The following is a 24,031-nucleotide window of genomic DNA, read 5'->3' on the forward strand; positions in this document are numbered from 1 at the left end:
AGCATTTTGATTGCTTTTGAAAAATGCTTTTATTTTATCCTCAGAAACAGGGTTTGCTTCTAAGTGATTAATAGTATTTAAAAACTCCTCTTTATTGTCAACTTTATATCCAATATTAAGATTTAAAATATCCTTAGATATATCTTTAACATTTTGTAAATATGGACCAAAAATTGGGGCTTTTCCATAAAATAGTGGTTCCAATAAACTATGACCACCAATATTAACTAGTGTTCCACCAACAAATACAATATCAGCAATAGAATAGAATTTTCTTAGAACACCCATTTTATCAACAATAAGTACTTGAAACTCTTCTGAAGATGGATCTGACTCTAAATCAGTTAATTTTTTATATGTTAAATTTGAACTTTTTATCAAAATTTCAATTTCGGGAACTCTTTCTAAGTGTCGTGGTACGATAACAAGAAGCGTATTTTTAAGATTTTTAAAAATATCTATAAGAATAGAATCTTCTCCCTGTCTAGTACTGCCAGCAACAAAAATTTTTCTCATATTACTGTTTATAAATCTCTTAAGGTTTGACATATCTTCAGAAGAAAATGTTTCAAAAGAAATATCAAATTTTAGATTGCCAGTGACAAATACTTTGTTTTTATTAGCACCTAAAAGAACTATTCGATCTTTATCCTCTTGAGATTGCATAAAAAATCCAGATATTTTAGAAAAAAGAGGTCTTATAATCCAAGAAATTTTTTTGTATCTAGGAAAACTTTTATTTGAAATTCTCCCATTAACAATAAATATTTTTGAATATTTCGAACCTAAGTTTATAAAGTTAGGCCAAATTTCAGTTTCTATTAAAATTATTTTAGAAACTTTTATATAATTAAATATTTTTTTTAGTATAAAAATATCATCTAATGGAAATCTTAATATAGATATTCTATCATCTTTTGAGTATTTATTCATAGCGATTTCATAGCCAGTATCAGTAAAAACTGTAAGTAAAATATTTTCATTGAAATCATTTTTTAGTTTTTTGACTAAGGCATCTATAAGATTGATTTCTCCTACAGATGAGCAATGAATCCATATATATTTTGCATTCTTTTCTAAAATTGATAAGTTTTGAAAAAGTCTTTGAAAAACAAATTTCAATTTTTTAGGTTTGAATAGCAAAAAAATAAAGAGGAAAGGATATAAAAATCCTCTCAGTAGATTGTAAAACATAGTTTACCCTCCGATTTTCTCTTTAATTAAATTAGATATTGCTTGAACACTTTCTTCGATATTAAGAAAGCTAGTGTCAACTTCAATAGCATCTTCAGCTTTCTTTAAAGGACTCTCTTTTCTTGTAGAATCAGTATGATCTCTTTCTAAAATATCTTTTAAAACAGTTTCAAAATTCTCTATAATTCCCTTTGAAGCATAATCTTTAACTCTTCTTTTAGCTCTTTCCTCAGGAGAAGCGATTAAAAATACTTTTAAATCAGCATTTGGAAAAACCACTGTTCCAATATCTCTTCCATCTAAAATAACTTTTTTTCCTTTACTAATCTCTCTTTGTAAATCTACTAATTTAACTCTTACAGCTTTGATAGCAGACACAGGAGAAACAATTTTTGTAACTTCAGGTGTTCTTATTTCTAAAGAAACATCCTTACCATTTAATATAAATTTATCATTGATAATATCAACTTTAATATTGTTTAAAATATTTTCTACATCAGAGATATTATTGAAATTAATATTATTTTCAAGGATATAAAGAGCTACCATTCTATACATAGCCCCTGTATCAAGATATGTTAGGCCAAAATTTTTAGCTATAACTTTAGCAATAGTACTTTTTCCACTTCCTGCTGGACCATCTAAAGCGATAATATAGTTTTTCATTTAATCCTCCTAGGCTTTAATAAGAAGAGCTCTCCACTCTTTATCTCTTTTTATTTCTAGTATTTCAAGTCCTTTTTCTTCAACCTGTTTAACTATTTCAGGAAGTTTATCCTCTATAATACCTGAAAAAATAATTAATCCATCTTTTTTAGCAACTTTAAAAATATCTTTTAAGAGTAAAAGAATAACATCTGCTAGAATGTTTGCTACTACAACATCAAATTGCTTATCCTTAACAACTGAGATTAAATCTCCTAAATAAACTTCAGCAGTGTCAGAAGAAATTTTATTTAACTCAAGATTTTCCTTAGTAGCTTCAACAGCTAATTCATCTATATCAGTACCATAAATATCAGTAGCTCCTAATTTTTCAGCTGCAATCATCAATATTCCTGATCCAGTTCCTACATCGATAACAGAGTTTCCAGGTTGTATATTTTCTTCCATAATTTTTAAACAAAGAGATGTTGTTGGATGTGATCCAGTACCAAAAGCTCTTCCTGGGTCCAACTCAATAACTAACTCATTCTCTTCAGGTTCGTATTCTCTCCAAGTTGGTTTAACAACAAACTTTTCACTAACTTTTTCAGGATATAGATACTTTTTCCAACTATTTTGATAGTCTTCTTCATCATATTCATAAAAATCAATTGTAAAAACAACGTCATCTCTATCGTTAAATCTTTCTTCAAAAGCAGTTTTTATTAAATCGTTTCTTCTTTGAGAATATGGATTCATTGGAAAATATGCCGAAACAGCATAATCAACCATTAAAAATTGCTTTTCATCTTTATAAAAATCTAAAGGATTTTTTGTCTTTAGAGGCTCATCAATTTTTAGACCAGTAGCTCCAAATCCATAAAATATATCACAAATCTCTTTTTGTGTATCATCAATACTATCACTTTCAAATATAACTTTTATTTCAACAACTTTCATAAAAACCTTCCTAATTAAATATTCCTAACTCGATAAGAGAAAGGTTGATTCTTTCTATTTTTATACATTCACCAGTTTCATCATCTAATTCGATATCTAGACCATTTATTCTTTCTTTTCCTTCTGCTATCTCAAATTTTTGAGGCAAAGCAGTTAAGAATTTAGGAATAATAGATTCTTTGTTCATTCCAATTATTCCATTGTCTGAACCAGTCATTCCAACATCACTTATATAGCCAGTACCTTCAAGAAGGATTTTATTATCAGCAGTTTGCACATGTGTGTGTGTTCCGTAAACTATAGAAACTTTTCCATCTAAATAGTTTGCTAAAGCTAATTTTTCTGATGTTGCCTCAGCATGAAAATCTATAATAATATGTTTACATTCTTTTCTAATCTCTTCTATTAAAGAGTTTGCCACTGTAAATGGACAATCAATTGGTGGCATGAAAACTCTTCCTTGAAGAGAAACTACACCTATTTTATTTCCTTTTTTATCTTTTAAAATTGTGTATCCAGTTCCAGGAACACCATTGGGATAATTATGTGGACGTAGAACTCTGTTTGATCTATCTAAATAGTCATAAATTTCTTTTTTATCCCAAATGTGATTTCCACTTGTTATAACATTTACTCCCCAATCTAAAATCTCATCACAAAGTTTTGCAGTTATTCCAAATCCAGCAGCAGCATTTTCCCCATTAACGATAATAAAATCGTAATTATTTTTATACTTATCAAGATATGCCTTTAAAGTTTTTCTACCTGGATTTCCAACAACGTCACCTACAACTAAAACTTTCATTATTTACCTCATTTCTATATTTGTATTACCAAAAAAGATTATAACATTTTTTACTAAAAATTAAAACTTAAAAAATAGTTTAAAAAAAACAAATTGAAAGTTGACATCTACACAAAAATAGTGTATTATTACGGGAGAGAATATAACAGACTAGGAGTGACGCATATGTTAACTAAAGAAGAGTTTTTAAAAAAAATAGGACAAAGTGAAGATGAATTAAAAGCAAAAGGTCTTGAGCTAATGTTCATAGGAGAAGTTGGATATGGTGACGATGAAGATGACGGTTGGGATGTAGTTTATATTGATCCAAGCAGATGTGTAGAAGTAGGAATGGGTTGTAAGTGTGCTGTTGGTGGTACATTACACGATAAATTATAATATAAAATTAAATTTAACTAAGTATAGGAGATTCCTATACTTTTTTTATTTAAATTTACTTTAATTTCTAGAAAAAAATATGTTATAATTTCATTATAACTATTTGAATGAGGAGCAAAGAATGAAAAGTAGTGGGTTGGTAAAAAAAATAGCGGGAAATAAAATTACAGTTTCAATGTATAAAGAGAGTGCTTGCTCGCACTGCAGTAAGTGTAGTGATAGTGCTAAAATAGCAAACGATTTTATATTTGTATCTAGCGTGGATAATATTAAAATAGGTGATATTATAACTTTTGAAATGGAAGACAACCAAGTTTTCAAAGCTGCAATAATAGTTTATATTATACCATTGATATTTATGTTTTTAACTTACTTTCTAGCTTCTAATATGGGATTATCAGAAGGGAAATGTATAGGGGCAAGTTTTAGTGGATTAATAATAGCTTTTATAGGAATATTTTTTTATGATAAATTTGTTGTAAAAAATAAGATGGAAAAATCTGTAAAGATAATAGATATAGAAAAGAGATAGCAGGGGGAGTAACTATGTTAAAAAAAATATCAGTAGTTTTTTATTTAATATCTCAGTTAGCTTTTGGAAACTATTCACAGGTAGATTATTCTAAAATTTTAAACAAAAATGGAAAAATTTTCGTCAAAAAAACTGGAAGTCCTCTCACTGGAATGGTGACTTTTCAAAAAGATAGAGAGTTTTATAAAAATGGAGTTCCAGAAGGGAAGTGGTTATCTTTTTATACTAACGGAAATATAAAATCCATAGAAAATTGGAAAAATGGAGAGTTGAATGGAAAGTATGTCTTGTATAGTGAGGATGGGTATAAAACATTTCAAACATACTATTTAAGAGGAAAGGATCATGGTTTATTTAAACTGTTTCATGAAAATGGAAAACCACATATAATAGGTAAATTTTATAATGGCCAAGCAGTTGGAATTTGGAGTTACTATAGTAAGAGTGGGAAATTAGTAGGGAAAAGAGATTATACTTTAAACATAGATCATTTTGATCAAACAAATTAAATTGGGAGAAAATAACTTTATGAAAATAAAACTAAAAAGATACTTCAATAGTTCAATGCTGGTAAATCCAGATAAGGCTAAAAACTTTTGTGATAAATTAAAAGAAATTTTAAAGAAAGAGGAGGAAGTTGTCTTAGATTTTGCTGGAATTCAAGCGACGACTTTAGTGTTTTTATTTGTACTTTTTACTAATTTGTGGAATGAATATGGAAAAGATTTAAAAAATAAATTAACAATAAAAAATGGTTCTCAAGGGTTATTTAAACAGATGATATATTTGAAAGAAAACTACAAAGAACTAAAATCAAAGTTCTTAGGTGTCCATCAAAATTTTGAAATAGCTTATATTGGATAATTGTTGACAAAATTAATAAAAAATGTTAACATTAAATAGTAAAGAAACTATACCAAAAAGGGGTGTGAAAATATGTTTTTTGAAGAAATACAAAATGAAATTTATGATAGTACTTTTGATGCAGTTTATAATGCGTTATTAGAAGAGTATAAAGAGGGAACGTTAACACTAGAGAGGTTAACAATGAATATAGATGAGCAGCAACAAGTTTTGTTAAACGGATTTTTCGAAGGAGAAACAAAATTTGCTTATGCTAGTGCAACAGTAGATGCACATCAATATGCTCTTGCTATGATAAAAAAAGGATTAGTATAAAACGAAAGGAGTGAATTATAATTCACTCCTTTCGTTTTTATAACAAAATTCAATATTTTTACATTGAAATCAGAACAAAATATAAAAAAGAATGTACCAAAAAAAAACTTGACAGAAAACTGTACTTATTATATACTAATAGCGAGACCGAATTTGATTGAATAGATCTATATACCCCCCAAAAATCTATTTTAATCTTTTTTATTTTTTAACACTCCCCCGTGTTATGAAAAAACCCTCCCCCCAGGAGGGTTTTTTATATTCCTATAAAAATATTATTTTAGAAGATTTAAAAGTAACGGTGCAATAAAAATTGTAATTATACCAGCAATAACTATAGATAGAGCACTCATTGCTCCTTCTACCTCTCCCATTTCAATAGCTTTACTTGTCCCAACAGCATGACTTGAGATTCCAATTCCAAGACCTTTAGCAACGGCACTCTCAATTTTAAAGAGTTTTAACATAAATGGTGCAAAAATATTTCCAGCTATTCCAGTAACCATTATAGCAAAAACTGTAATAGAAGGGATTCCACCGAGCAGTTTACTAACTTCTATTCCAATTGGAGTCGTGATAGATTTAGGAACAAATGATAAAAGAATAATATCTTGAATATCTAGTAATTTTCCTAAAAAAATAACGGATAAAATAGCGGTAATAGATCCAATCAGAGCCCCTATTAAAATAACTTTATAGTGTTTTTTAAGTGTTCCTAACTCTTTATATAAAGGAATGGCTAAACATACTGTAGCAGGAGCTATAAAAAATCCTAATATATCTCCTCCTTTATTATAATAAGATGTAGGAATATTAAAAACTTCCATAAACATAAAGATAAGAATAAGAGCTACGAAAATTGGATTTAAAATAGGCCATTTAAATTTATTAAAGATATCTTTTCCAATTTTAAAAGCAATTAAGCTGATAAAAATTCCAAAAAAAGCATTGTCAAATAAAAATTCTTTCATTTATTTTTTCCCCCTCATCATAAAATCTACACATAGAGCAGTAACAACCATTGTAATTAAAGTTGTAGATATAAGTAAAAAAATTAATTTAAAAAAGTCAGTTTTTAAAATATCAATAACATCTAAAAGTTTAACACTAGGGGGTATAAAGGTTATAATCATATTTGCAATAAAAAACTCACCGACATTTTTAATACTATTTAATTTTACTACTTTTAAAGAAAGAAAAATAAATAAAAGAATTAAACCATTAACTGTTCCAGGAGTAGGAAGATGGAAAACCTTTTCTAAGATAACTCCTAAATAGTTAATACTTAAAATAATAAGAAATTCATATAACAAAATAAAACCTCCAGTAGTATTGTATAAAAGATTAAAGAGGTGCTCCATAGGAACACCTCTAAATATAAAACTAGTCTCTTCTTTTCATTTGTGGGAAAAGTACAACGTCTCTAATTGATGGAGAACCAGTTAATAGCATTATAGCTCTATCAATACCAATTCCTAATCCACCTGTTGGAGGTAAAGCATACTCTAAAGCTTCGATATAGTCATCATCTATAATAGCAGTAGCCTCATCGTTTCCTAGTAAAGCTTCTTCAACTTGAGCTTCAAATCTTCCTCTTTGATCAGCAGGATCATTTAACTCAGAGAATGCATTTGCATATTCTCTTGCATCAATAAATAACTCAAATCTATCTGTAAATCTAGAATCTTCTGCATTTCTCTTTGCTAGAGGAGAGATTTCAACTGGATGACCATAGATAAATGTAGGTTGAACTATATGCTCCTCACATTTTTGCTCGAAGAATTCGTTGATGATATGTCCAACTGTTGTCATATGATCAGCAACTTCAACATGGTGTTGTTTAGCTAAAGCTTTAGCTTCTTCAACTGTTAAATTTTGCCAGAAATCAGCACCAGTGATATCTTTTATCATATCAACCATATGAATTCTGTAGAACTTTCCAAGGTCAATCTCTTTTCCATTATACTCTATTTTAGTTGTTCCTAAAACCTCTGTTGCAAGGTATTGGAATAAACTTTCTGTTAAATCCATCATATCGTTATAATCAGCATAAGCTTGGTATAATTCCATCATTGTAAACTCTGGATTATGTCTAGTAGAAATTCCTTCGTTTCTAAAGTTTCTGTTAATTTCATAAACTTTATCAAATCCACCAATTATTAATCTTTTTAAATAAAGCTCTGGAGCGATTCTTAAATATAACTCCATATCTAAAGCGTTATGGTGAGTAATAAATGGTCTTGCAGCAGCTCCTCCAACGATTGGGTGCATCATAGGAGTTTCAACTTCTAAGAAGTCCTTTTTATTTAAAAACTCTCTGATACCATTTATAATTCTAACTCTTTTCATGAAAGTTTCTTTAACCTCTCTGTTCATGATAAGGTCTAAATATCTTTTTCTATATCTAGTTTCAACGTCTGTAAGACCGTGGAACTTTTCAGGAAGTGCTCTAACATTTTTTGATAGTAACTCAACTTGAGAAACTCTTAAAGTTAATTCACCTTTTTGAGTCATAAATAAAGTACCCTCAACACCGATAATGTCTCCAGCACCTAACTTTTTAACTATTTCAAAAGCCTCTTCTCCAATTTGATCTTGTCTAATATAAACTTGGATTTTTCCAGTTTGGTCTTCAATGTGAGCAAATACGGCTTTACCTTGCTCTCTGAATCCCATAATTCTTCCTGCTGTTTTAAAAGTTGTCTCTGTTTCAGGAGATGATTTTAAAAGATCTCCAATCATATGAACTTTATCATATTTTTTTCCGAATGGGTAAACTCCAAGAGCTTCAATCTCTTTTATTTTTTCCCATTGCTCCATAACAAGACGTTCTTTTCCAACTCTGTCAAAGTATTTTTCCATAGTTTTTCTCCCTTTTTAAATTTATAGTTTCAATAAATATATGCTACTTTTTCTACCCCAAGTGCTACTTGGATTATTTTCTCTAGATTTTCTTAAGTAATCTTTTGCTTTTTCAATATCTCCTTTTTTGTGATAGATAACTCCTAAGTAATAATATAACTCAGATGTATTTTCACCTGGAGCAGTAATTTTATCAAAGTCAGACAGAGCTTTATCAAAATCATTCATTGAAAAGTATGTCTTACCACGATAGAAGCTGACTTCAGAGATATTTGTTGAACTGCTTTCAGCTTTATTAAAGAATATTAAAGCTTCACTATAACTTTTACGATTAAGAGCGTCTATTCCATTTGTAATATTTTTAGAAGAATCAGAAGGTGATACTATAGATGTAACAACTTCATCTTCACTTACGTTATTAGAAGATAAAATAGAGTTCTCTGATGTAGGAGTAGTTAAGTTAGAAGAATTAGGACTTAAGTTAGAAGATGAATTAGCTAAACTTAAATAGTAATTTTCTTTATCACTATCCCCTTTTTGTGTGTATAAATTTCCAATTAATAAGGCTAAGTCTGTGCTTTGTGAGTCACTATAAAAATTTTCTAAAAATTGTAACTCATCTGTAGTAGCATTATTTTTACGTTGAATAGCTCTCATTATTTCAGTGTTTAGTTTTAAATTACTTCTATTGTAATCTAAATAATAGTTGTTAATAATAAAACTTTCATTGCTAGATTTTTCCTCAAAAGCTAGAAGTTTTATTTTCTCATCTTCATTGAGAGAGAAATTTTCTTTTAAATATCGAATCTCTTTATTAATTAAAAGTTGATTTGCATTTGCAGAACCTAAATCAAGTACCATAAAGGCTACATCTTTTTGCTTACTGTTTGTTGGAAAAGCGATTAGATATAACTGAGCACTTTTTACCAATAGATCTAAATTTTTATTATTGTAGCTGTTTAAAATTATATCATAATTATCTTTCTCAGTAAAATTATATTTCAATTTATTTTTTATCTTAACAGTACCAACATATGTGAATCCTTTGTAAATCTCAGCAATATATTCACCTTGATAAAGACTATTGAAATTCAAACTATCTCCACTGATATTGAATGTAAAATCATTTTTTATTGGAGAAGAAATTATTTTAATTCTGTCAGCATTAATATTGTTAACAATTAAAGTTTCTCCTGCATAAACCTCCATAGGTGCCATCATTTGAGATGGAAGGTATTCACGAATAGAGTTTGTTGATGAGTCTCTTTGTATAAGATCATATAAATAAGCTACACCAGATTCATTAAGAAAAAAGTTATCTTGTTGTAGAACTGGATTTTTTACACTAGGAACAACAACTTTGCTTTGAGTAGGAAGTTGTGTTTGAAGATTAGTACAACTAAAAAAAATTAAAGCTGTCGCAGAAATTAAAAGTATTTTTTTCATTTACCCCTCCTTTAATAAAAAATAGAGCAAAGAGATTGCTCTATTTTAGTGTTTATTGTACTTCAATTATTTCAATCTCTAATTGGTTTATCTCTATATTATTATCATATATAACATAGGCAATTGTCAACTTATTTTCAGAATAAACATATTTTTTACATAAAACTGTAAAATTTTTATTGAAGTAAGAAGTTCTATAAATAAAATCTGTTTTAATTTCTGGTTTAAGTAAAAGTTTACTTTGAATCTCTCCAAACTTTAGTATTTCAGTAGAGTAAGGGGATATTCTTATCTCGCCGTTACCATATTTATTGTCATAAGTAAAAATAGTGATATCATTTTCAATCACTTTTTTTACAATCATTTTTTGAGAAATGTTTTCTCCAAAAGAGTCAGTACTATTAATAATAATTTTAGCCATTAATAATAATCCTTTTCATCGTCATCATATCCCATATCATAATAATCATCTTGGTCATAAGAGTCTTCACGATCATAATATTCATCATCATCCCAATCTCCTATGTTATTATCTGCGCCTAAATACTCTTCTTTCCAGAAATCTAAAACAGTATTTATTTCTGCAGCATCATCAACAAAAATTAAATCGTCCTCGTCCTCATCATATAAAAATATATAATTAGTCCCATCGAAATCCTCAGTTATAAGATATTCTTTATCTCTTATAATCAGATTTTCTAAAACTGTTATTTCAAACTCCTCGTCATCGATGTTGTGATAAAAAGTTTCTCCTTGCGAATACATTGTTTCCTCCTAATAATTTATAAAAATAAAGTTAAAAATAAAATTAAAAACTACTTATGATATTTAGTGTTTTTTATGATACTAAACCATCTGTAAATTTGCTCAATTAAAATCAATCTCATCAATTGATGCGGAAAAGTCATTTTTGAAAAACTCAGTTTTAAATCAGCAGATTTCCTTATATCTTCTGAAACACCATAAGAACCACCGATAATGAAGTTAATAGTGCTATCTCCATTAAGACCTATTTTTTCAATTTGTGAAGCCATCTCTTCAGAGGAAAAATTCTTCCCTTGAATATCTAAAAGGATTTTAAACCCTTTGTTTTTTTCTAAAGTTTCAAGAATAGATTTTGATTCTTTTTCTATAGACATATTTCTATTTGAATCATTACCATCCTCTTTTAATTCAAAAATTTTCAATTTACCAAAAGCTTGCATTCGTTTAGCAAACTCTTGTATTCCATCTAAAATATATTTTTCTTTAATTTTACCGACACATATAATATTTATATTCATTTTCTTTTAAATCCCTTCTCCATATCCAATAAACTTATTTTAAAAGTTATTGGTCTTCCGTGAGGACAAGTAAATCGTCCAATTTTATGTAACTCTAAAATGAGTTTTTCCATTTCAGAAATAGATAATTTTTCATTAGCTTTAATTGCACTTCGACAAGACATTGAAATAATCATACTTTCAATAACTTCATTTTTAGAATTTACTTTAGTAATTCCTTCTAAAACTTCAAAAAAAATATTTTCGAAAGAATCTTTAGTATCTAAAGTAGGAACAGCTCTAATTAAAAAATCTATATCATTAAACTGATCGATTTCAAATCCAAAATCTTCAAAGAAACTTAATTTTTCTTTTAAAATCTCTATTTGTTTTAATGTTAGTGAAACTTTAATAGGAACTAATAAAGCTTGTGAAGATACTTTGTGTTGTGCATACTCTTGTTTTAACTTTTCATAAAGAATTCTTTCGTGAACAATATGCTGGTCATAAACTATAAGATCACCATCTTGTTCAACTAGTATAAAAGAATTAGAGAATTGTCCGATTACTTTTATAGCAGAAGAAGTCAAAGATTTATTTTCGATAAAAGAATCACTAATAGTATTTTTAGGTGAAGTATCAGGAAGTTTAATAGATTCCTCTAGAGAAACATTTGATTCTTCAGTTTCTAATTGAAGAGTAGTTACTTCACTTTTAGTCGGAATAAATTTTGTTTCTGTTTGAAAGTTTAAAAAATTTTCTTTATCAATAGTTGAATTATTCTTTTTTTCTAAAGAAGATTCATTTTCCTTTTTTATTTCAATCACTCTTTTTATATCATTAATTTCAAAATTTTCAAAAGGTTTTTTTGAATCCTCAGAAATTTTTATATTTTCAAAGTTTAAATTTTCTTTTTTTACCTCAAAAGTAGGCATATTAAAATTCTTATCAAAATTTAATTCAGACTCTGTAATTGAATAAATGTCATGATAAATTTTATTTTCATCAGAGAATTTGATGATTTTTTTTGAAGGATGAACATTGACATCAATAGATTTAGGGTCCACTTTTAAGTTGACTATGGCAAATGGATATTTTCCTCTCATTAAATGGGTATAGTAACCATCGATTAAAGCTTCTTCAATAATTTTAGCTTTTACAGGTCTGTTATTAACAAATGTAAAAATAAAATCTTTTGTAGATCTTGTTAAAGAAAGATTTCCGATATATCCAAACTCAACTTGTTTTAAATTTTTAAGTGTTGAAACTCCAAAAATTTCGATAATAGTATTTTCAATTCCAGTACCACTAGTACGAATATTTTCTTTACCATCAATAGCAAGTATTATAGAAACCTCGGGATTAGCTAATGCTTCTTGTAAAACGATCTCTTTAATTTTTGTATTTTCAGTTGTGTCTTTTCTTAAGAATTTTAATCTAGCTGGAGTATTAAAAAAAAGATTATTTATTTCAATTTCTGTACCAGTACTTTTTTGAGTATCTTTTAAATTTGTTATTTTACCAGCTGTGACACTGATTGAATATCCAGAAGAATCTTCTTTTCGTTTTGTTGAAATAGTCATTTTAGAAACAGCAGCTATAGATGAAAGAGCTTCGCCTCTAAAACCATAAGTACTTAAGTTAAAAAGATCATCTTTAGATGAAATTTTACTAGTAGCATGTCGCTCAATACAAAGAAGTAAGTCTTCTCGACTCATCCCTTTACCATCATCAGTAAACTTAATATTTTTACCGCCATTTTTAACGTCTATTTTTATATATTTGCTATTGGCATCTAAAGAGTTTTCTAAAAGCTCCTTAACTAAGCTAGCAGGATTTTCAACTACTTCTCCAGCAGCAATCATATTTGATAAAGATTCGTCTAAAATTTTAATAATTCCCAAAATATCACCTCCTACAAAAATTGTAACATTATTTATTATTATACAGATTTAAAATAATTTCAACTATTTTTTTTAGAAAATATAAATTTTATAGTAAAAATTATTATGATATAATAAAAATATAAAAACAACGGAGGGAGAAAAGATGAGATATTTATATCTAATTATATTGACAATAATGCTTGGAATTAGAAGTTTTTCCTATAATGTTGATGATTATATATTTTTTAATAAAGCTTTAGAAGCTAACAAAAAAGAGGACTATAAAAACAGTTTATTTTATTATGAAATTTATCAAAAAAACTTTCCCTATTCTTATCCATTGACGAGTAATTATGCAAAATATTATATAGCAAAAAATTATATGGATATGAAAAAATATGATGAAGCACTTTTGTTTTTTAGTAGAGCGGTATATGTACCTGAAAGTTATGTAAAACAAGAGCTTAAAAAAACAAATTATTTTCAGTATAGAAGAGATTATAATGTTGCTAAAATATATCAATTGAAAAATGATAAAAATAGATCTATTGAATATTATAAAAGATTAGTGACAGATTATTATGATCCTCAGTTAGAACCTTATGAAAAAAAAGCTTTAAAAATATTAGAAAAGACTAATGAAAAATACAGATATATTTATGAAATAAAGTATCAAAATAATTTAAAATTAATTGATAAGTTGGATAAAAATGAGTTATCAAATTTAGCAAATTATTTTTATGAAAAAAAAGAGTATGAAAAAACAGTTGAAATTTTAGACAAATTAGGTAGTTATAACGAGAAGAAAGTAAATCAAAAAATAATCTATTTAGAAAGTTTATTAAAATTAGATGAAAATAAAAAGGTTATAGAGCTAACAAAGGATGCACGAGTAGGAGAAGCGAACTTTTTATTTATAAGAGCTGTTGCCTACGAACAGAATAAAGACTACTCTAGAGCTATTTATAACTATGAAAAAATACAGGATATAAAATTTAAAGATCGAGCAGCTTTTAGAATTGGAAGAATTTATTATAAGATAGAAGATTATGATAAAGCTAAAGAAGTTATAGAAAAAGTGACTCAAAAAAATGAGAGAATAGACTCTTTGTTACTAGATGTGTATATAAAATTACAAAATAGAAAAAAATTTATGGAGTTATATGTTGAATTTAAAAATAAATATCCAGAAAATTCTAATACAGGTTTATACTATATGGTTTATACCAAACTTATGGAAAAAGATAGTAATTCATGGCAATTAGCAAATTATAATATATTTTATGCAAGTAATTATGTTGTTAGGAATTATGTGAACTCTATAACAGATTTTGAGATAAAAAATACATATAAAGAGGAAGTCTTAAGAGATGCATTAACTCAAATTGGGGCATTAAAAAATCCTGAGTTATTAGAATTAGCTGTTCAGAGTAATAATTTTGATTTAGATACAGAAACTATCCAGGATAAAATAACAATAATGAATAGCTACATCGATAGTAAATTTTATAAAGAGTCATTTAAAAAGGTCAAAACATTTAAAAGAGAGTTCTATAGGTATAGAAATTTATTGCACTATGTCTATCCGAAATACTATAGAGAGGAAGTTCAAAATACTAGAAAAAAATATTTAGTACCCCAATCGCTAATTTATACGATTATGTATATAGAAAGTGGTTTTGATAATGAAAATGATAAATTTGAAAGAGTTGGATTGATGGGCATACCAAAAAAATTGATCAAAAATAAAGATGAATATTATTATAACCCACAAATCAATATAGAGACAGGAACAGAGATATTAAAAAAAATATATGATAAACATAATGGGATGATTTTAAAAACACTAATAGAATATATTTATGGAGAAAAAGTTTTAAAAGGTCTAAATTTTGAATTAGATGGAGATTTGAAGTTAGAAACAATAGTGGATGAAAAATTTCAAACTGAAATAGAAGAGATAGTATATACATATGCATTTTATAGTGCAATATATAATTAAATAAAAGAAAGGTACAGGTAATGAGAAATACAAAATGGATATTAAAATCAGAAGATTTTAAAAGTGGAAATAATAATATAGATAAAGAGATAGAGCAAATTTTATACAATAGAGGAATTGAATCAAAAGATGAAGTTGAGTTTTTCATAAATGGAACATTAGAAAATTTAATGAATCCTAGTCATTTATCGGATGTGGATAAAGGAGTGGAAAGAATACTAAAAGCTAAAAAAGACAATGAAACAATTTGGATATATGGTGATTATGATGTAGACGGAATAACATCAACATCCCTTTGTTATCTGGCATTAAAGGAGTTAGATATCAATGTAAAGTATTATATTCCATTGAGAGATGAAGGGTATGGGCTAAATAAAGATGCTTTAAATTATATAAAGGAAGAGGGGGGGAATTTAATAATAACAGTTGATTGTGGAATTTCATCTATTTCTGAAGTTGAACATTGTAATTCTTTGGGTATGGATATGATTATAACAGATCATCATGAGATAAATAATGAACTACCTCCTGCATATGCAGTTATAAATCCTAAAAGAGAGGATAATAAAAACTCTTATAAATATTTTGCAGGAGTTGGAACAGCTTTTATGTTACTACTTGCTCTGTATAAAAAATTAGAGAAAAAAAATGAAGTATATAAATATTTAGATATAGTGGCCATTGGAACAATAGCTGATATAGTTCCGTTAAAAGGAGAGAATAGACTTTTAGTTAAGAGAGGACTAGAACTTTTGAAAAGTAGTAAGTGGCAAGGATTGAATATGCTCATGAAAAGATTATTTGAAAATCCTATGGAGAAAAAATTTGACACATATGATGTTGGATTTATAATAGCTCCTATTTTTAATGCTGCTGGAAGATTGGAGGATGCTAAAATGGCAGTTGAACTTTTTGTTAGTGATTGCCATATAACTTGTGATAAATTAATATATGAATTAATAAATAAAAATAGCGAAAGAAAAGAGATTCAAGAGGAGATTTTAAAAAAAGCTATAGATAAGATAGAAAATGAAAAACTAGATGAAAACAGTGTAATTGTTGTTGCAGAGAAAAAATTTCATCACGGAGTTATAGGGATAGTAGCTTCAAAAATCTTAGATAGATATTATAAGCCTACTATTATTATGGAGATAAAACCATTGGAAGGAATTGCAACAGCTTCATGTAGAAGTACAGAAGCTTTTAATATGATAGGAGCTTTAAATTCAATGAAAGATATCTTTATTAAATATGGAGGTCATGCTGGAGCTGCTGGTTTCTCCATTGCTATTGAAAATATAGAGGAGTTTTCAAAGAGAATAAATGAGTATGCAACTGAAAATTTAAACAGTGAAGATACAAAAAAACCTATAAAAATAGATTGTGAGCTTTCTATGATAAAGATATCTTTTGATTTAATGGATAAATTATCTTTATTAGAACCATATGGATTTGGGAATGCTTCGCCATTATTCGCTCTTAAAAATTGTAATTACACAAACTTTAGGGCTATTGGTAAAGAAAAAAATCATTTAATGATGGATTTAATAAAAAATGGAGTAGAAATGAAAAACTGTGTATGGTTTAACAGTGAGGATATGCTTGAAACAATACTTAATAATAAAGAGATTGATGTAGCATTTAAACTTAAAATGGAAACATATAAGGATAAATATCAGTACAAGATCTTTATAGAGGATATAAAACCATCTAAAAATATTGTAAATGACATAAAGGATTTAGAAAGTTTGTATAATCTAAAGTTTCCTATAAAATCTATTTTTTATACAAGAAGAGATTTAGAAAATGAAAAGTTAAATATTAGTTTTATTAACGAAGAGGTTTCTATTAATATTGGAAGAAATAGCATTGGATTTTTAGATAATCAAACAAAGTTAGTTCTAAAAAAATTGAATGATTATTACGGATATAAATTTAACGTCAATGTTGATAAAATAATAAGAAAAGATGAAAATTATAATGTCCATATTTGGATAGATAAGGATGAAGAGTTTAAAACTTTATCTTTTGAAGCTGGAAAAATATTTAAAGAGATAAAAGAGTTTTTGATAGGTGATTTGGAGTATAATTCGTTACAAAAAAGGGTTTTAAAAACAATATTTAAAGATAAAAAAAATGTAGTTGTCAGTTGTAAGCCAGGAAGAGGAATGGGAACGGTTATAAAGACAATAGAGATGTACTATAAAGCACTTGGAAAAAAAGTGGGAGTTGTAAGAGAGGGAGAGATAAAAAAAGAAGGTTATGACTTTTATATCTACATAGGAAATGAAGTTTTAGAAGCAAGTAACTATAATCTATTTATAACAAGTAATAAAATTTATTGTGATGCTTGTGAGTATATAGAAGATAGTTATAAAATTCCTCCAAACATAGAGATAGTTGATGCGGACGAATTGGAATATCATGAAAATATATTTAGTATGGTACTTCCATTGAAAGATAAAAAAAGAGTAATTGGTAAGATAAGTAAAGGAGAAAAAATATTTGCTTCTGAAGATGTAAAAATTATTTTATAAAAAGAGATTATTAAAGTAGGAAAGTTAATAAAAAAATAGAAAAACAGGAAGAGAGTGATTTTCCTGTTTTTTGTTTGTGATAAAAAATAAAAAATTAACCTTAAAAATTTATTTGGATAAAAGGAGGATAAATTTTATGAGAAAAATAGTTTGTGGTGATGGAGGTAAAGTTGTACTGTGTAAGGAGGGTATTAAAGAGGGTACAGAGATTGGGAATAGAGTTGAAGAACTAATAGATGAAATAGAAAGAAGATACATGAGTGTTTATGTTTCAGATTCATATGAGGATTTAGAGGATGTAGTGATATACGACAAGAGTATAGATTGTTTATTATTATCTTGGCCAAATAATAGAGAAGAGAAAGAAGCTGTAGATGTTATAAATAAGTTACACGAGAGTCAAGATGGTGTACCTGTATTTTTATTGACACATAGAGCTGATGCTTTAGAAAATTTAAGTAGAGAAGTTTATGAACATGTAGAGGAGATAATTTGGATTTTACAAGAGGAGATAGGGTTCTTAGGAGAGAGAATCCAAAGATCAGTAGAGAGATATAATGATAATTTGCTACCTCCATTGACAAAAGCTGTATTTAATTACAATAAGGTAGCAGAGTACTCGTGGGCTGCTCCAGGGCATCAGGGAGGAGTTGGATTTACAAAAACAGCTTTAGGAAGAAGATTTTTTGATTTTTATGATGAAAATTTATTTAGATCAGATACAGGAATAGAAAGAACATCGATAGGATCTTTATTAGATCATACAGGAGCATTTTTAGAAGGGGAAAAACTAGCAGCAAAAGTGTTTGGAGCTGATAGATCATACAATGTTCTTGTTGGAACTTCGGGCTCTAATAGAACGATAATGCAAGGTGTTTTAACAGATGAAGATATAGCTTTAGTGGATAGAAATTGTCATAAATCTATTGAGCAAGGATTAATAATAACAGGTGTAAAACCAGTTTATATGAAGCCTACAAGAAATAGATATGGAATAATAGGACCTATACTACCAAATGAAATGGATAAAGATGAGGTTATAAAAAAAATAAATGGAAGCCCACTAGTTCCTGAAAAAATGAAATCACAAAATCCAATATACTCAGTTGTAACAAATTGTACTTATGATGGAGTTTGTTATAATGCAATGAAAGTAGAGGAATTATTTCAACCGTATATAGAGAGAATCCATTTTGATGAAGCTTGGTATGGATATGCTAGATTTAATGAAATGTATAAAAATCATTATGCAATGAGAGGCGAAGCTAAAGATTACAAAGGTAATGCAACAGTATTTGCAACACATTCAACTCATAAATTGTTGAATGCTTTATCACAAGCATCATATGTACATATGAGAAAAGGAAAAAATCCCATAATAGAGGAACGTTTTAATCAAGCTTATATGATGCATGCTACAACTTCCCCTCTTTATGCAATTGCAGTATCAAATGAGGTTGGAGCAGCAATGATGCAAGGTAAAACAGGTAAAATTTTAACAGATGAGGTCTTAAAAGAAGCTATTGATTTTAGAAAAATGGTAGCAAAATACCATAAAGAATATGGTCAAGGAGGGGAATGGTTCTTTAAACCTTGGAATGCTGAAACAGTAAAAGATTCCAAAACGGGAAAAGTTTATAATTTTGAGGATGCACCAACAGAGTTATTAATGAGAGAACAATCTTGTTGGAGAATGGATCCCAAAGATACATGGCATGGATTCCAAGGATTACCTGAGGAATGGGCAATGTTAGATCCTATAAAAGTGAGTATTTTAGCTCCTGGAATGAATGAAGATGGGGAGTTGGCAGAAAAAGGTGTTCCAGCTCAATTAGTTTCATATTATTTTTCAAAATATGGTGTAGTTCCAACAAGAACAACTGATTTCCAAATAATGTTTTTATTTTCAATGGGAATTAGTAAAGGGAAATGGGGAACACTGTTAGACCTATTAGTTTCATTTAAAAGAGAGTATGATAATAACACTCCGTTAAGAAAAATATTTCCAGAATTAGTTGAGGGAAGAGAGGATAGATATGGAGATTTAGGAATGAGAGATTTAGGAGATGAAATTTTCCAATATCTAAAAGAACATAATTTAGGAAAATATTTAAATGAGGCATATTCAGAATTACCAGAGCAGATTATAACTCCAAGAGAAGCGTATAATAAAATAGTTAAAAATGAAGTGGAGCTTGTTCCTGCCAAAGATTTAGAGGGAAGAGTAGCAGCAAATGCTGTAATACCATATCCACCTGGAATTCCAATGTTAATGTCAGGAGAGAGTTTTGGTGTAGCTGACAGTGCTCAGATATCATATTTAAGAGCTTTAGCTACATGGGATAAACAGTTCCCAGGGTTTGAACATGAAACAGAGGGGACGGCAGTACTAAATGGAGAATATCATGTTCTTTGTATAAAGAAATAAAAAAATGGCGGTGAGACCATGTATAAGGAGTTAACTACAAAAATAAGAAAATCTTTAAGAGAGCAATGGTTTTATCATATAATAGTTGGTATGATATTTCTAATTTACGTTGCTATAGTAGTGATTGGAAATGGAATATTTTTAGATGATGTAGTAAAAAACTTAGGGTTTCTGTTTCTTTTAACAGGAATAGGAGATTTGATTTATTCTTTTTCTGGAATAGGAGAAAAAGAGTTCCATTGGGGCGAAATATTCTTTTGGGGAATACTTGAATCTTTTTCTGGATTTTTACTTTTATCAAATAAACTTTTAATAGCAGAAAGAAACCTGATAGAAGAGGTTAGTCTAGCGATAGAAAAAGTTACCGCTACAAAAGTAGAGCTTCAGGGATATATAGTAATATTTTATATAGGAACATTCTTAACCTTTAGAGGTATAAGTCATATTGTAACTAAAATTTATGAACCAGAAGGAATAACTCATAATAAAACTTTAATAGTGATAAAAAGAGTGTTGATTTTAGATGGTTTTGTAGACTTTATATTTGGAATAGCAGTAACATTAAGTATGTATTTAGCCCAAGGGATATTTTATTACATTCTATTAATGTATATATTGATAACGTCAATATTAACAATTACATTTGGATTGGCATCGAAATATTCTTTAAAGGTTGAAAAATTAGAAGAAGAGTTAGAAGAGGTTAAATAATTAAATAAAACCATGAGATAAAGTTATTAACAACTTCATCTCATGGTTTTTTATTAAAATTTATTTATTTTTTGAATTAAAGTCATCTAACTTCTTGTAAAGCATTACAGCAGCACTGTTTAAAAGCTTATCTTTGATGAAGTCATTTGTAGGACTCTCAAAATAATCTGTTGCAATGAGTGTAGCTAAACCATGTCCAAATAACCAACAATCTAGAAAAAGGTCATGTTTAAACTCAGTTGGTAAATTTTCAAATCTCTCATCTTTTTCCATTTCTACTTTCATAAGATCTCTGAACCTTTTTAAGAGATTACCATATGAATTATCTCTAAGGAATATTGACTTGAATAGTTGCTTCTCTTCCCTTGCAAATGCACAAAGTCCAATACCACTATTAAGAAAGACCATGTCAGTTTCAGGTCTAACCACATATTCTAAGAAAATTTTCTTGGCTCTTTCTATAAGTTCTGTTTTTAATTCATCCATAGAAGAGTAACAGCTATAGATTGGAGCTGGAGAACAATTTAAAGCTTTAGCTAGATTTCTTGCAGTAATATCATCTAAACCGTATTTTTCAAACATTTCAAAAGCTTTTTCATGTATTTGCTCTCTTTTAAAAATTGCTTTTTTGGGCATTAATTCCTCCTAAATTTTATAAATTAAAACTTCTTTACAAAGTTGATACCTACACTAGATATCTCTTTTTCATATTTTATATCATTAACTGTTCTTGAATCATAAAGGTAGTGATTAAGGGCAACAGTCCACTCTACAGTTTCATTAGGTCTGTACTTAACTCCTGTTCCTAACATTGTAGAGTTTAAAGCGTACTCAGTAGCTGCGAAACTCTTATCAGGAGCTCCTGTATCAGCATAGTTAAATCCAACAAGCCAAGCGATTTGTGGAGTAAACCAGTACTCAGAACCAACAGATACTTCCCATCCATTTTTGTAATCTATGTTCATACTTCCCACTCTATCCATAGTAGCTGATTCGTTGAAGTAGTAGTTTCCACCTACAAAAGTAGTCCATTGATCTGTTACTTTATAAGATGCTCCTAGAGCAGCTAAAGCAGGTAAATCTCTTCTTGTTTTAAGACCGTCTACATATACAGGGTATTGTCCTAATAAGATATTTGCAATTTTGTTTGTTTTATCATAATCTGATTCAGTTTTAAAATCTAATTTAACTTTAGTATCATATCTAAATCCAATATTTAATCTATCATTAGGAGCATAGTTTAAACCGAACTGTCCTCCAAGACCAAACGCTTCTCTTTCAGAATCAATTTCAGCACCATTTGTTCCAAAAGCAACAAAACCGAATTTATTTGTTTCAGCCTTAGCTTTTAGGGTTCTTTTTCCATAAACCCCTCTAATTGCTAATGAAGCTGACCATTTATCAGTTAAATTAAAGGCTTTTCCTAAAGTGGTTTGAGCATACATATTAGAACCTTTTAAGTTAGCACTATTTAAAAGATTGTTTCCGTCAACTTGTCCCATCCCAGGTATATCTATAATCAAAGGAATACTGTCTTTATACTCTAATTCAGCTCCTCCTCCAACTCCTCCCATTGTCCAGAAGTAAGCTCCGTCATCTGTCTTCTTATAAAGAGCAAAGTTAGGTATAGGTGAAGAAAGGTTAGTTGAGAAATCTCTTCCTCCTTGGCTCATGTTTTGATCACCAAAGGCATACTGAATTCCACCAACAATGTAAGTTCCATTTTCTAATTTCATTAAACCAGCTGGGTTGAAATAAACTGTAGACCCTACATTTATTGCACCTTGTTGTGCTGGATTTCCACCGTATTCAGCTGAATAGTTTTGAATATGATCTATAGATGCTCCCATAGTAGAAACACTTAAACTAGCAATTAAAGCTAGTAATGATAATTTTAATCTGTTCATTATTATAATCCTCCCTAGTATTTTTTACAATTACTAGTGTAATATAACATATGTTTTTAAAAATTACAAGTGTTTTTTACGTAGTGGATATAGATAAAATCTTTGAATTCTCTTCGGTTAGCAATGTTGAAAGTTGATAGATTTAATTCAGGGAAAAAAGTATCTCCAGAAAACTTACCTTTAATATAAGAGAAATGAAACTCATTAATTAATGGTAAAAAATATTCATATATGGTTTTGCCACCAATAATAAAAATTTTTTTGTCAGTAATTTTTTGTAAAGATAACGCTTCTTTTAAAGCGTTATCTGGGCAGTTAAATATTTGAATATCTTTGTGAAAAAAACTGCTATCCTTAGTTAAAACAAAATTGATTCTGTTTGGAAGAGGTCTTCCAATTGATTGAAAAGTTTTCCTTCCCATAATTACAATGCTATTACTAGTAATCTCTTTAAAAAGATTTAAATCTTCAGGAATGTTCCAGGGCATACAATTATTATTACCGATTAAATTATTTTCATCCATAGCAACAATGAGTGAAAGCATGTTTACTCTCCTAAATCAAAATTATTTTGTCTTAATGCTTCGTAAAGAACTATAGCAGCGGAATTTGATAGATTAAGAGATCTTCCCATTTTAATCATTGGAATAGTTATACAAGTTTCCTTATTAGCTTCTCTAATTTCTGCAGGAATTCCTCTAGATTCAGGACCGAAAACAATAAAATCATTTGGATTATATTTAACGTCTGAATATTTTTGTGTAGTTTTAGTAGTAGCAAAATAAAAGTTAGATTCTGGGTAAGCTGCTCTTAACTCTTCATAATTTTCCCATACTTTTAAATCGATTAACTCCCAATAATCAAGACCAGATCTTTTAATCTGTTTTTCATCTAAAGAAAATCCTAAAGGTTTAATTAAGTGTAGAGTTGTATTTGTAAGAACACAACTTCTTCCAATATTACCTGTATTATAAGGAATTTCAGGTTCCATTAGTACTATATTCATAAAATCCTCCTAAAAAATAATATATATTAAAAATATATGTAATTTTATCATAAAAATAATTATAAAACAAAATAAAAAAAGTTGTTGACATGGTTTGAAAGTTATGGTACTATTATTTCTGTCAGCGGGAAACACCGCAGACGAAAGTTAAGAGAAAAGGACATTAACAACCGAATAGAGAAAATAGTCAGAAGTTATGAAAATAACAAAACGCCAGAAATGGCAAACCAATAAATGGTGTAAACGTAAGTCTTAGGACTTTAAATATATTTGAATGAAGAGTTTGATCCT

Annotated in this window: 25 protein-coding genes; 9 read left to right on the top strand and 16 right to left on the bottom strand. The window is 28.4% G+C overall.

What is annotated here, in order from left to right:
- The 4 genes from ACRC8M_RS11095 to ACRC8M_RS11110 form a co-directional block, all read right to left on the bottom strand.
- The coding region (locus ACRC8M_RS11095; RefSeq protein ID WP_438529181.1) for a 3-deoxy-D-manno-octulosonic acid transferase at positions 1 to 1,194 on the bottom strand (1,194 nt) is incomplete at its 3' end.
- Between the two features lie 3 nt (positions 1,195 to 1,197).
- A complete protein-coding gene (gene cmk / locus ACRC8M_RS11100; protein ID WP_438529182.1) occupies positions 1,198 to 1,860 on the bottom strand; it encodes a (d)CMP kinase in 663 nt (220 codons plus the stop codon).
- A 9-nt stretch (positions 1,861 to 1,869) separates the two neighbouring features.
- On the bottom strand, positions 1,870 to 2,799 hold the full coding sequence (gene prmA, locus ACRC8M_RS11105; RefSeq protein ID WP_438529183.1) for a 50S ribosomal protein L11 methyltransferase: 930 nt from the start codon (positions 2,797 to 2,799) through the stop codon (positions 1,870 to 1,872).
- Positions 2,800 to 2,809: 10 nt separating this feature from the next.
- Entirely contained in the window at positions 2,810 to 3,604 is a 795-nt protein-coding gene (locus tag ACRC8M_RS11110; protein ID WP_438529184.1) for a TIGR00282 family metallophosphoesterase, read from the bottom strand.
- Between the two features lie 165 nt (positions 3,605 to 3,769).
- On the opposite strand from ACRC8M_RS11110, the gene ACRC8M_RS11115 reads away from it, so the two are divergent.
- The 5 genes from ACRC8M_RS11115 (at position 3,770) to ACRC8M_RS11135 (ending at position 5,693) form a co-directional block, all read left to right on the top strand.
- Positions 3,770 to 3,982, top strand: a complete 213-nt coding sequence (locus tag ACRC8M_RS11115) for a hypothetical protein (protein WP_438529185.1) — start codon at positions 3,770 to 3,772, stop codon at positions 3,980 to 3,982.
- Positions 3,983 to 4,103: 121 nt separating this feature from the next.
- Positions 4,104 to 4,514 (top strand): SoxR reducing system RseC family protein, encoded by a 411-nt coding sequence (locus tag ACRC8M_RS11120; RefSeq protein ID WP_438529186.1) that lies wholly within the window; start codon positions 4,104 to 4,106, stop codon positions 4,512 to 4,514.
- A gap of 14 nt (positions 4,515 to 4,528) precedes the next feature.
- Positions 4,529 to 5,023, top strand: coding sequence for a toxin-antitoxin system YwqK family antitoxin (locus tag ACRC8M_RS11125; protein ID WP_438529187.1), 495 nt, complete (start codon positions 4,529 to 4,531; stop codon positions 5,021 to 5,023).
- A 19-nt stretch (positions 5,024 to 5,042) separates the two neighbouring features.
- Positions 5,043 to 5,378: an STAS-like domain-containing protein gene (locus ACRC8M_RS11130; RefSeq protein ID WP_438529188.1), complete on the top strand. Its 336-nt coding sequence runs from the start codon at positions 5,043 to 5,045 to the stop codon at positions 5,376 to 5,378.
- Positions 5,379 to 5,450: 72 nt separating this feature from the next.
- Positions 5,451 to 5,693 (top strand): hypothetical protein, encoded by a 243-nt coding sequence (locus tag ACRC8M_RS11135; protein WP_023051887.1) that lies wholly within the window; start codon positions 5,451 to 5,453, stop codon positions 5,691 to 5,693.
- Positions 5,694 to 5,968: 275 nt separating this feature from the next.
- On the opposite strand, the gene ACRC8M_RS11140 is transcribed toward ACRC8M_RS11135, so the two are convergent.
- The 8 genes from ACRC8M_RS11140 to mutL form a co-directional block, all read right to left on the bottom strand.
- Entirely contained in the window at positions 5,969 to 6,664 is a 696-nt protein-coding gene (locus ACRC8M_RS11140; RefSeq protein WP_438529189.1) for an LrgB family protein, read from the bottom strand.
- Positions 6,665 to 7,006 (bottom strand): CidA/LrgA family protein, encoded by a 342-nt coding sequence (locus tag ACRC8M_RS11145; protein WP_438529190.1) that lies wholly within the window; start codon positions 7,004 to 7,006, stop codon positions 6,665 to 6,667.
- A gap of 70 nt (positions 7,007 to 7,076) precedes the next feature.
- Positions 7,077 to 8,555 (bottom strand): lysine--tRNA ligase, encoded by a 1,479-nt coding sequence (gene lysS / locus ACRC8M_RS11150; protein WP_438529191.1) that lies wholly within the window; start codon positions 8,553 to 8,555, stop codon positions 7,077 to 7,079.
- Positions 8,556 to 8,576: 21 nt separating this feature from the next.
- Positions 8,577 to 10,001, bottom strand: a complete 1,425-nt coding sequence (locus ACRC8M_RS11155) for a tetratricopeptide repeat protein (protein ID WP_438529192.1) — start codon at positions 9,999 to 10,001, stop codon at positions 8,577 to 8,579.
- Positions 10,002 to 10,053: 52 nt separating this feature from the next.
- On the bottom strand, positions 10,054 to 10,422 hold the full coding sequence (locus ACRC8M_RS11160; RefSeq protein WP_438529193.1) for a DUF1934 family protein: 369 nt from the start codon (positions 10,420 to 10,422) through the stop codon (positions 10,054 to 10,056).
- Positions 10,422 to 10,766 carry a hypothetical protein gene (locus tag ACRC8M_RS11165; protein WP_438529194.1) on the bottom strand — a complete coding sequence of 115 codons (345 nt, stop codon included), beginning with the start codon at positions 10,764 to 10,766 and terminating at the stop codon, positions 10,422 to 10,424. Before ACRC8M_RS11165 ends, ACRC8M_RS11160 begins: the two co-directional genes overlap by 1 nt.
- 50 nt (positions 10,767 to 10,816) lie before the next feature.
- Positions 10,817 to 11,284: a 23S rRNA (pseudouridine(1915)-N(3))-methyltransferase RlmH gene (gene rlmH, locus ACRC8M_RS11170; protein ID WP_438529195.1), complete on the bottom strand. Its 468-nt coding sequence runs from the start codon at positions 11,282 to 11,284 to the stop codon at positions 10,817 to 10,819.
- Positions 11,281 to 13,167: a DNA mismatch repair endonuclease MutL gene (mutL, locus tag ACRC8M_RS11175; protein ID WP_438529196.1), complete on the bottom strand. Its 1,887-nt coding sequence runs from the start codon at positions 13,165 to 13,167 to the stop codon at positions 11,281 to 11,283. The genes rlmH and mutL overlap by 4 nt, the downstream gene beginning before the upstream one ends.
- A gap of 145 nt (positions 13,168 to 13,312) precedes the next feature.
- Here mutL and ACRC8M_RS11180 point away from each other — a divergent pair, with 145 nt between their 5' ends.
- From ACRC8M_RS11180 to ACRC8M_RS11195, 4 genes are all read left to right on the top strand, one after another.
- Entirely contained in the window at positions 13,313 to 15,151 is a 1,839-nt protein-coding gene (locus ACRC8M_RS11180; RefSeq protein WP_438529197.1) for a transglycosylase SLT domain-containing protein, read from the top strand.
- 20 nt (positions 15,152 to 15,171) lie between these two features.
- Positions 15,172 to 17,688 carry a single-stranded-DNA-specific exonuclease RecJ gene (gene recJ, locus ACRC8M_RS11185; RefSeq protein WP_438529198.1) on the top strand — a complete coding sequence of 839 codons (2,517 nt, stop codon included), beginning with the start codon at positions 15,172 to 15,174 and terminating at the stop codon, positions 17,686 to 17,688.
- Positions 17,689 to 17,824: 136 nt separating this feature from the next.
- Positions 17,825 to 20,116: an arginine decarboxylase gene (adiA, locus tag ACRC8M_RS11190; protein ID WP_438529199.1), complete on the top strand. Its 2,292-nt coding sequence runs from the start codon at positions 17,825 to 17,827 to the stop codon at positions 20,114 to 20,116.
- 18 nt (positions 20,117 to 20,134) lie between these two features.
- Positions 20,135 to 20,827: a hypothetical protein gene (locus ACRC8M_RS11195; protein WP_438529200.1), complete on the top strand. Its 693-nt coding sequence runs from the start codon at positions 20,135 to 20,137 to the stop codon at positions 20,825 to 20,827.
- Positions 20,828 to 20,887: 60 nt separating this feature from the next.
- Here ACRC8M_RS11195 and ACRC8M_RS11200 read toward each other — a convergent pair whose 3' ends face one another.
- Genes ACRC8M_RS11200 through ACRC8M_RS11215 form a run of 4 tightly spaced genes read right to left on the bottom strand, consistent with a single transcriptional unit; the run spans position 20,888 to position 23,740 of the window.
- The gene (locus ACRC8M_RS11200) at positions 20,888 to 21,463 is read right to left on the bottom strand and encodes a TetR/AcrR family transcriptional regulator (RefSeq protein WP_438529201.1); all 576 of its coding nucleotides are present in this window, start codon (positions 21,461 to 21,463) and stop codon (positions 20,888 to 20,890) included.
- A gap of 23 nt (positions 21,464 to 21,486) precedes the next feature.
- The gene (locus tag ACRC8M_RS11205) at positions 21,487 to 22,734 is read right to left on the bottom strand and encodes an OmpP1/FadL family transporter (protein WP_438529202.1); all 1,248 of its coding nucleotides are present in this window, start codon (positions 22,732 to 22,734) and stop codon (positions 21,487 to 21,489) included.
- Between the two features lie 56 nt (positions 22,735 to 22,790).
- Positions 22,791 to 23,279 (bottom strand): dihydrofolate reductase, encoded by a 489-nt coding sequence (locus ACRC8M_RS11210; protein ID WP_438529203.1) that lies wholly within the window; start codon positions 23,277 to 23,279, stop codon positions 22,791 to 22,793.
- Between the two features lie 2 nt (positions 23,280 to 23,281).
- A complete protein-coding gene (locus tag ACRC8M_RS11215) occupies positions 23,282 to 23,740 on the bottom strand; it encodes a tRNA (cytidine(34)-2'-O)-methyltransferase (protein ID WP_023051903.1) in 459 nt (152 codons plus the stop codon).
- Positions 23,741 to 24,031: the final 291 nt, after the last annotated feature.

Source organism: Cetobacterium sp. (genome assembly GCF_051653945.1).
Classification (GTDB): domain Bacteria; phylum Fusobacteriota; class Fusobacteriia; order Fusobacteriales; family Fusobacteriaceae; genus Cetobacterium_A.

What these genes read in the sequence shown, in the direction of transcription:
- ACRC8M_RS11205 (WP_438529202.1), bottom strand. Translation starts at nt 22,734, where the DNA reads ATGAACAGATTAAAATTATCATTACTAGCTTTAATTGCTAGTTTAAGT.
- ACRC8M_RS11160 (WP_438529193.1), bottom strand. Translation starts at nt 10,422, where the DNA reads ATGGCTAAAATTATTATTAATAGTACTGACTCTTTTGGAGAAAACATT.
- ACRC8M_RS11210 (WP_438529203.1), bottom strand. Translation starts at nt 23,279, where the DNA reads ATGCTTTCACTCATTGTTGCTATGGATGAAAATAATTTAATCGGTAAT.
- ACRC8M_RS11165 (WP_438529194.1), bottom strand. Translation starts at nt 10,766, where the DNA reads ATGTATTCGCAAGGAGAAACTTTTTATCACAACATCGATGACGAGGAG.
- ACRC8M_RS11180 (WP_438529197.1), top strand. Translation starts at nt 13,313, where the DNA reads ATGAGATATTTATATCTAATTATATTGACAATAATGCTTGGAATTAGA.
- ACRC8M_RS11195 (WP_438529200.1), top strand. Translation starts at nt 20,135, where the DNA reads ATGTATAAGGAGTTAACTACAAAAATAAGAAAATCTTTAAGAGAGCAA.
- ACRC8M_RS11200 (WP_438529201.1), bottom strand. Translation starts at nt 21,463, where the DNA reads ATGCCCAAAAAAGCAATTTTTAAAAGAGAGCAAATACATGAAAAAGCT.
- ACRC8M_RS11115 (WP_438529185.1), top strand. Translation starts at nt 3,770, where the DNA reads ATGTTAACTAAAGAAGAGTTTTTAAAAAAAATAGGACAAAGTGAAGAT.
- rlmH (WP_438529195.1), bottom strand. Translation starts at nt 11,284, where the DNA reads ATGAATATAAATATTATATGTGTCGGTAAAATTAAAGAAAAATATATT.
- ACRC8M_RS11215 (WP_023051903.1), bottom strand. Translation starts at nt 23,740, where the DNA reads ATGAATATAGTACTAATGGAACCTGAAATTCCTTATAATACAGGTAAT.
- ACRC8M_RS11130 (WP_438529188.1), top strand. Translation starts at nt 5,043, where the DNA reads ATGAAAATAAAACTAAAAAGATACTTCAATAGTTCAATGCTGGTAAAT.
- cmk (WP_438529182.1), bottom strand. Translation starts at nt 1,860, where the DNA reads ATGAAAAACTATATTATCGCTTTAGATGGTCCAGCAGGAAGTGGAAAA.
- ACRC8M_RS11135 (WP_023051887.1), top strand. Translation starts at nt 5,451, where the DNA reads ATGTTTTTTGAAGAAATACAAAATGAAATTTATGATAGTACTTTTGAT.
- recJ (WP_438529198.1), top strand. Translation starts at nt 15,172, where the DNA reads ATGAGAAATACAAAATGGATATTAAAATCAGAAGATTTTAAAAGTGGA.
- lysS (WP_438529191.1), bottom strand. Translation starts at nt 8,555, where the DNA reads ATGGAAAAATACTTTGACAGAGTTGGAAAAGAACGTCTTGTTATGGAG.
- ACRC8M_RS11140 (WP_438529189.1), bottom strand. Translation starts at nt 6,664, where the DNA reads ATGAAAGAATTTTTATTTGACAATGCTTTTTTTGGAATTTTTATCAGC.
- ACRC8M_RS11155 (WP_438529192.1), bottom strand. Translation starts at nt 10,001, where the DNA reads ATGAAAAAAATACTTTTAATTTCTGCGACAGCTTTAATTTTTTTTAGT.
- prmA (WP_438529183.1), bottom strand. Translation starts at nt 2,799, where the DNA reads ATGAAAGTTGTTGAAATAAAAGTTATATTTGAAAGTGATAGTATTGAT.
- ACRC8M_RS11110 (WP_438529184.1), bottom strand. Translation starts at nt 3,604, where the DNA reads ATGAAAGTTTTAGTTGTAGGTGACGTTGTTGGAAATCCAGGTAGAAAA.
- ACRC8M_RS11125 (WP_438529187.1), top strand. Translation starts at nt 4,529, where the DNA reads ATGTTAAAAAAAATATCAGTAGTTTTTTATTTAATATCTCAGTTAGCT.
- adiA (WP_438529199.1), top strand. Translation starts at nt 17,825, where the DNA reads ATGAGAAAAATAGTTTGTGGTGATGGAGGTAAAGTTGTACTGTGTAAG.
- ACRC8M_RS11120 (WP_438529186.1), top strand. Translation starts at nt 4,104, where the DNA reads ATGAAAAGTAGTGGGTTGGTAAAAAAAATAGCGGGAAATAAAATTACA.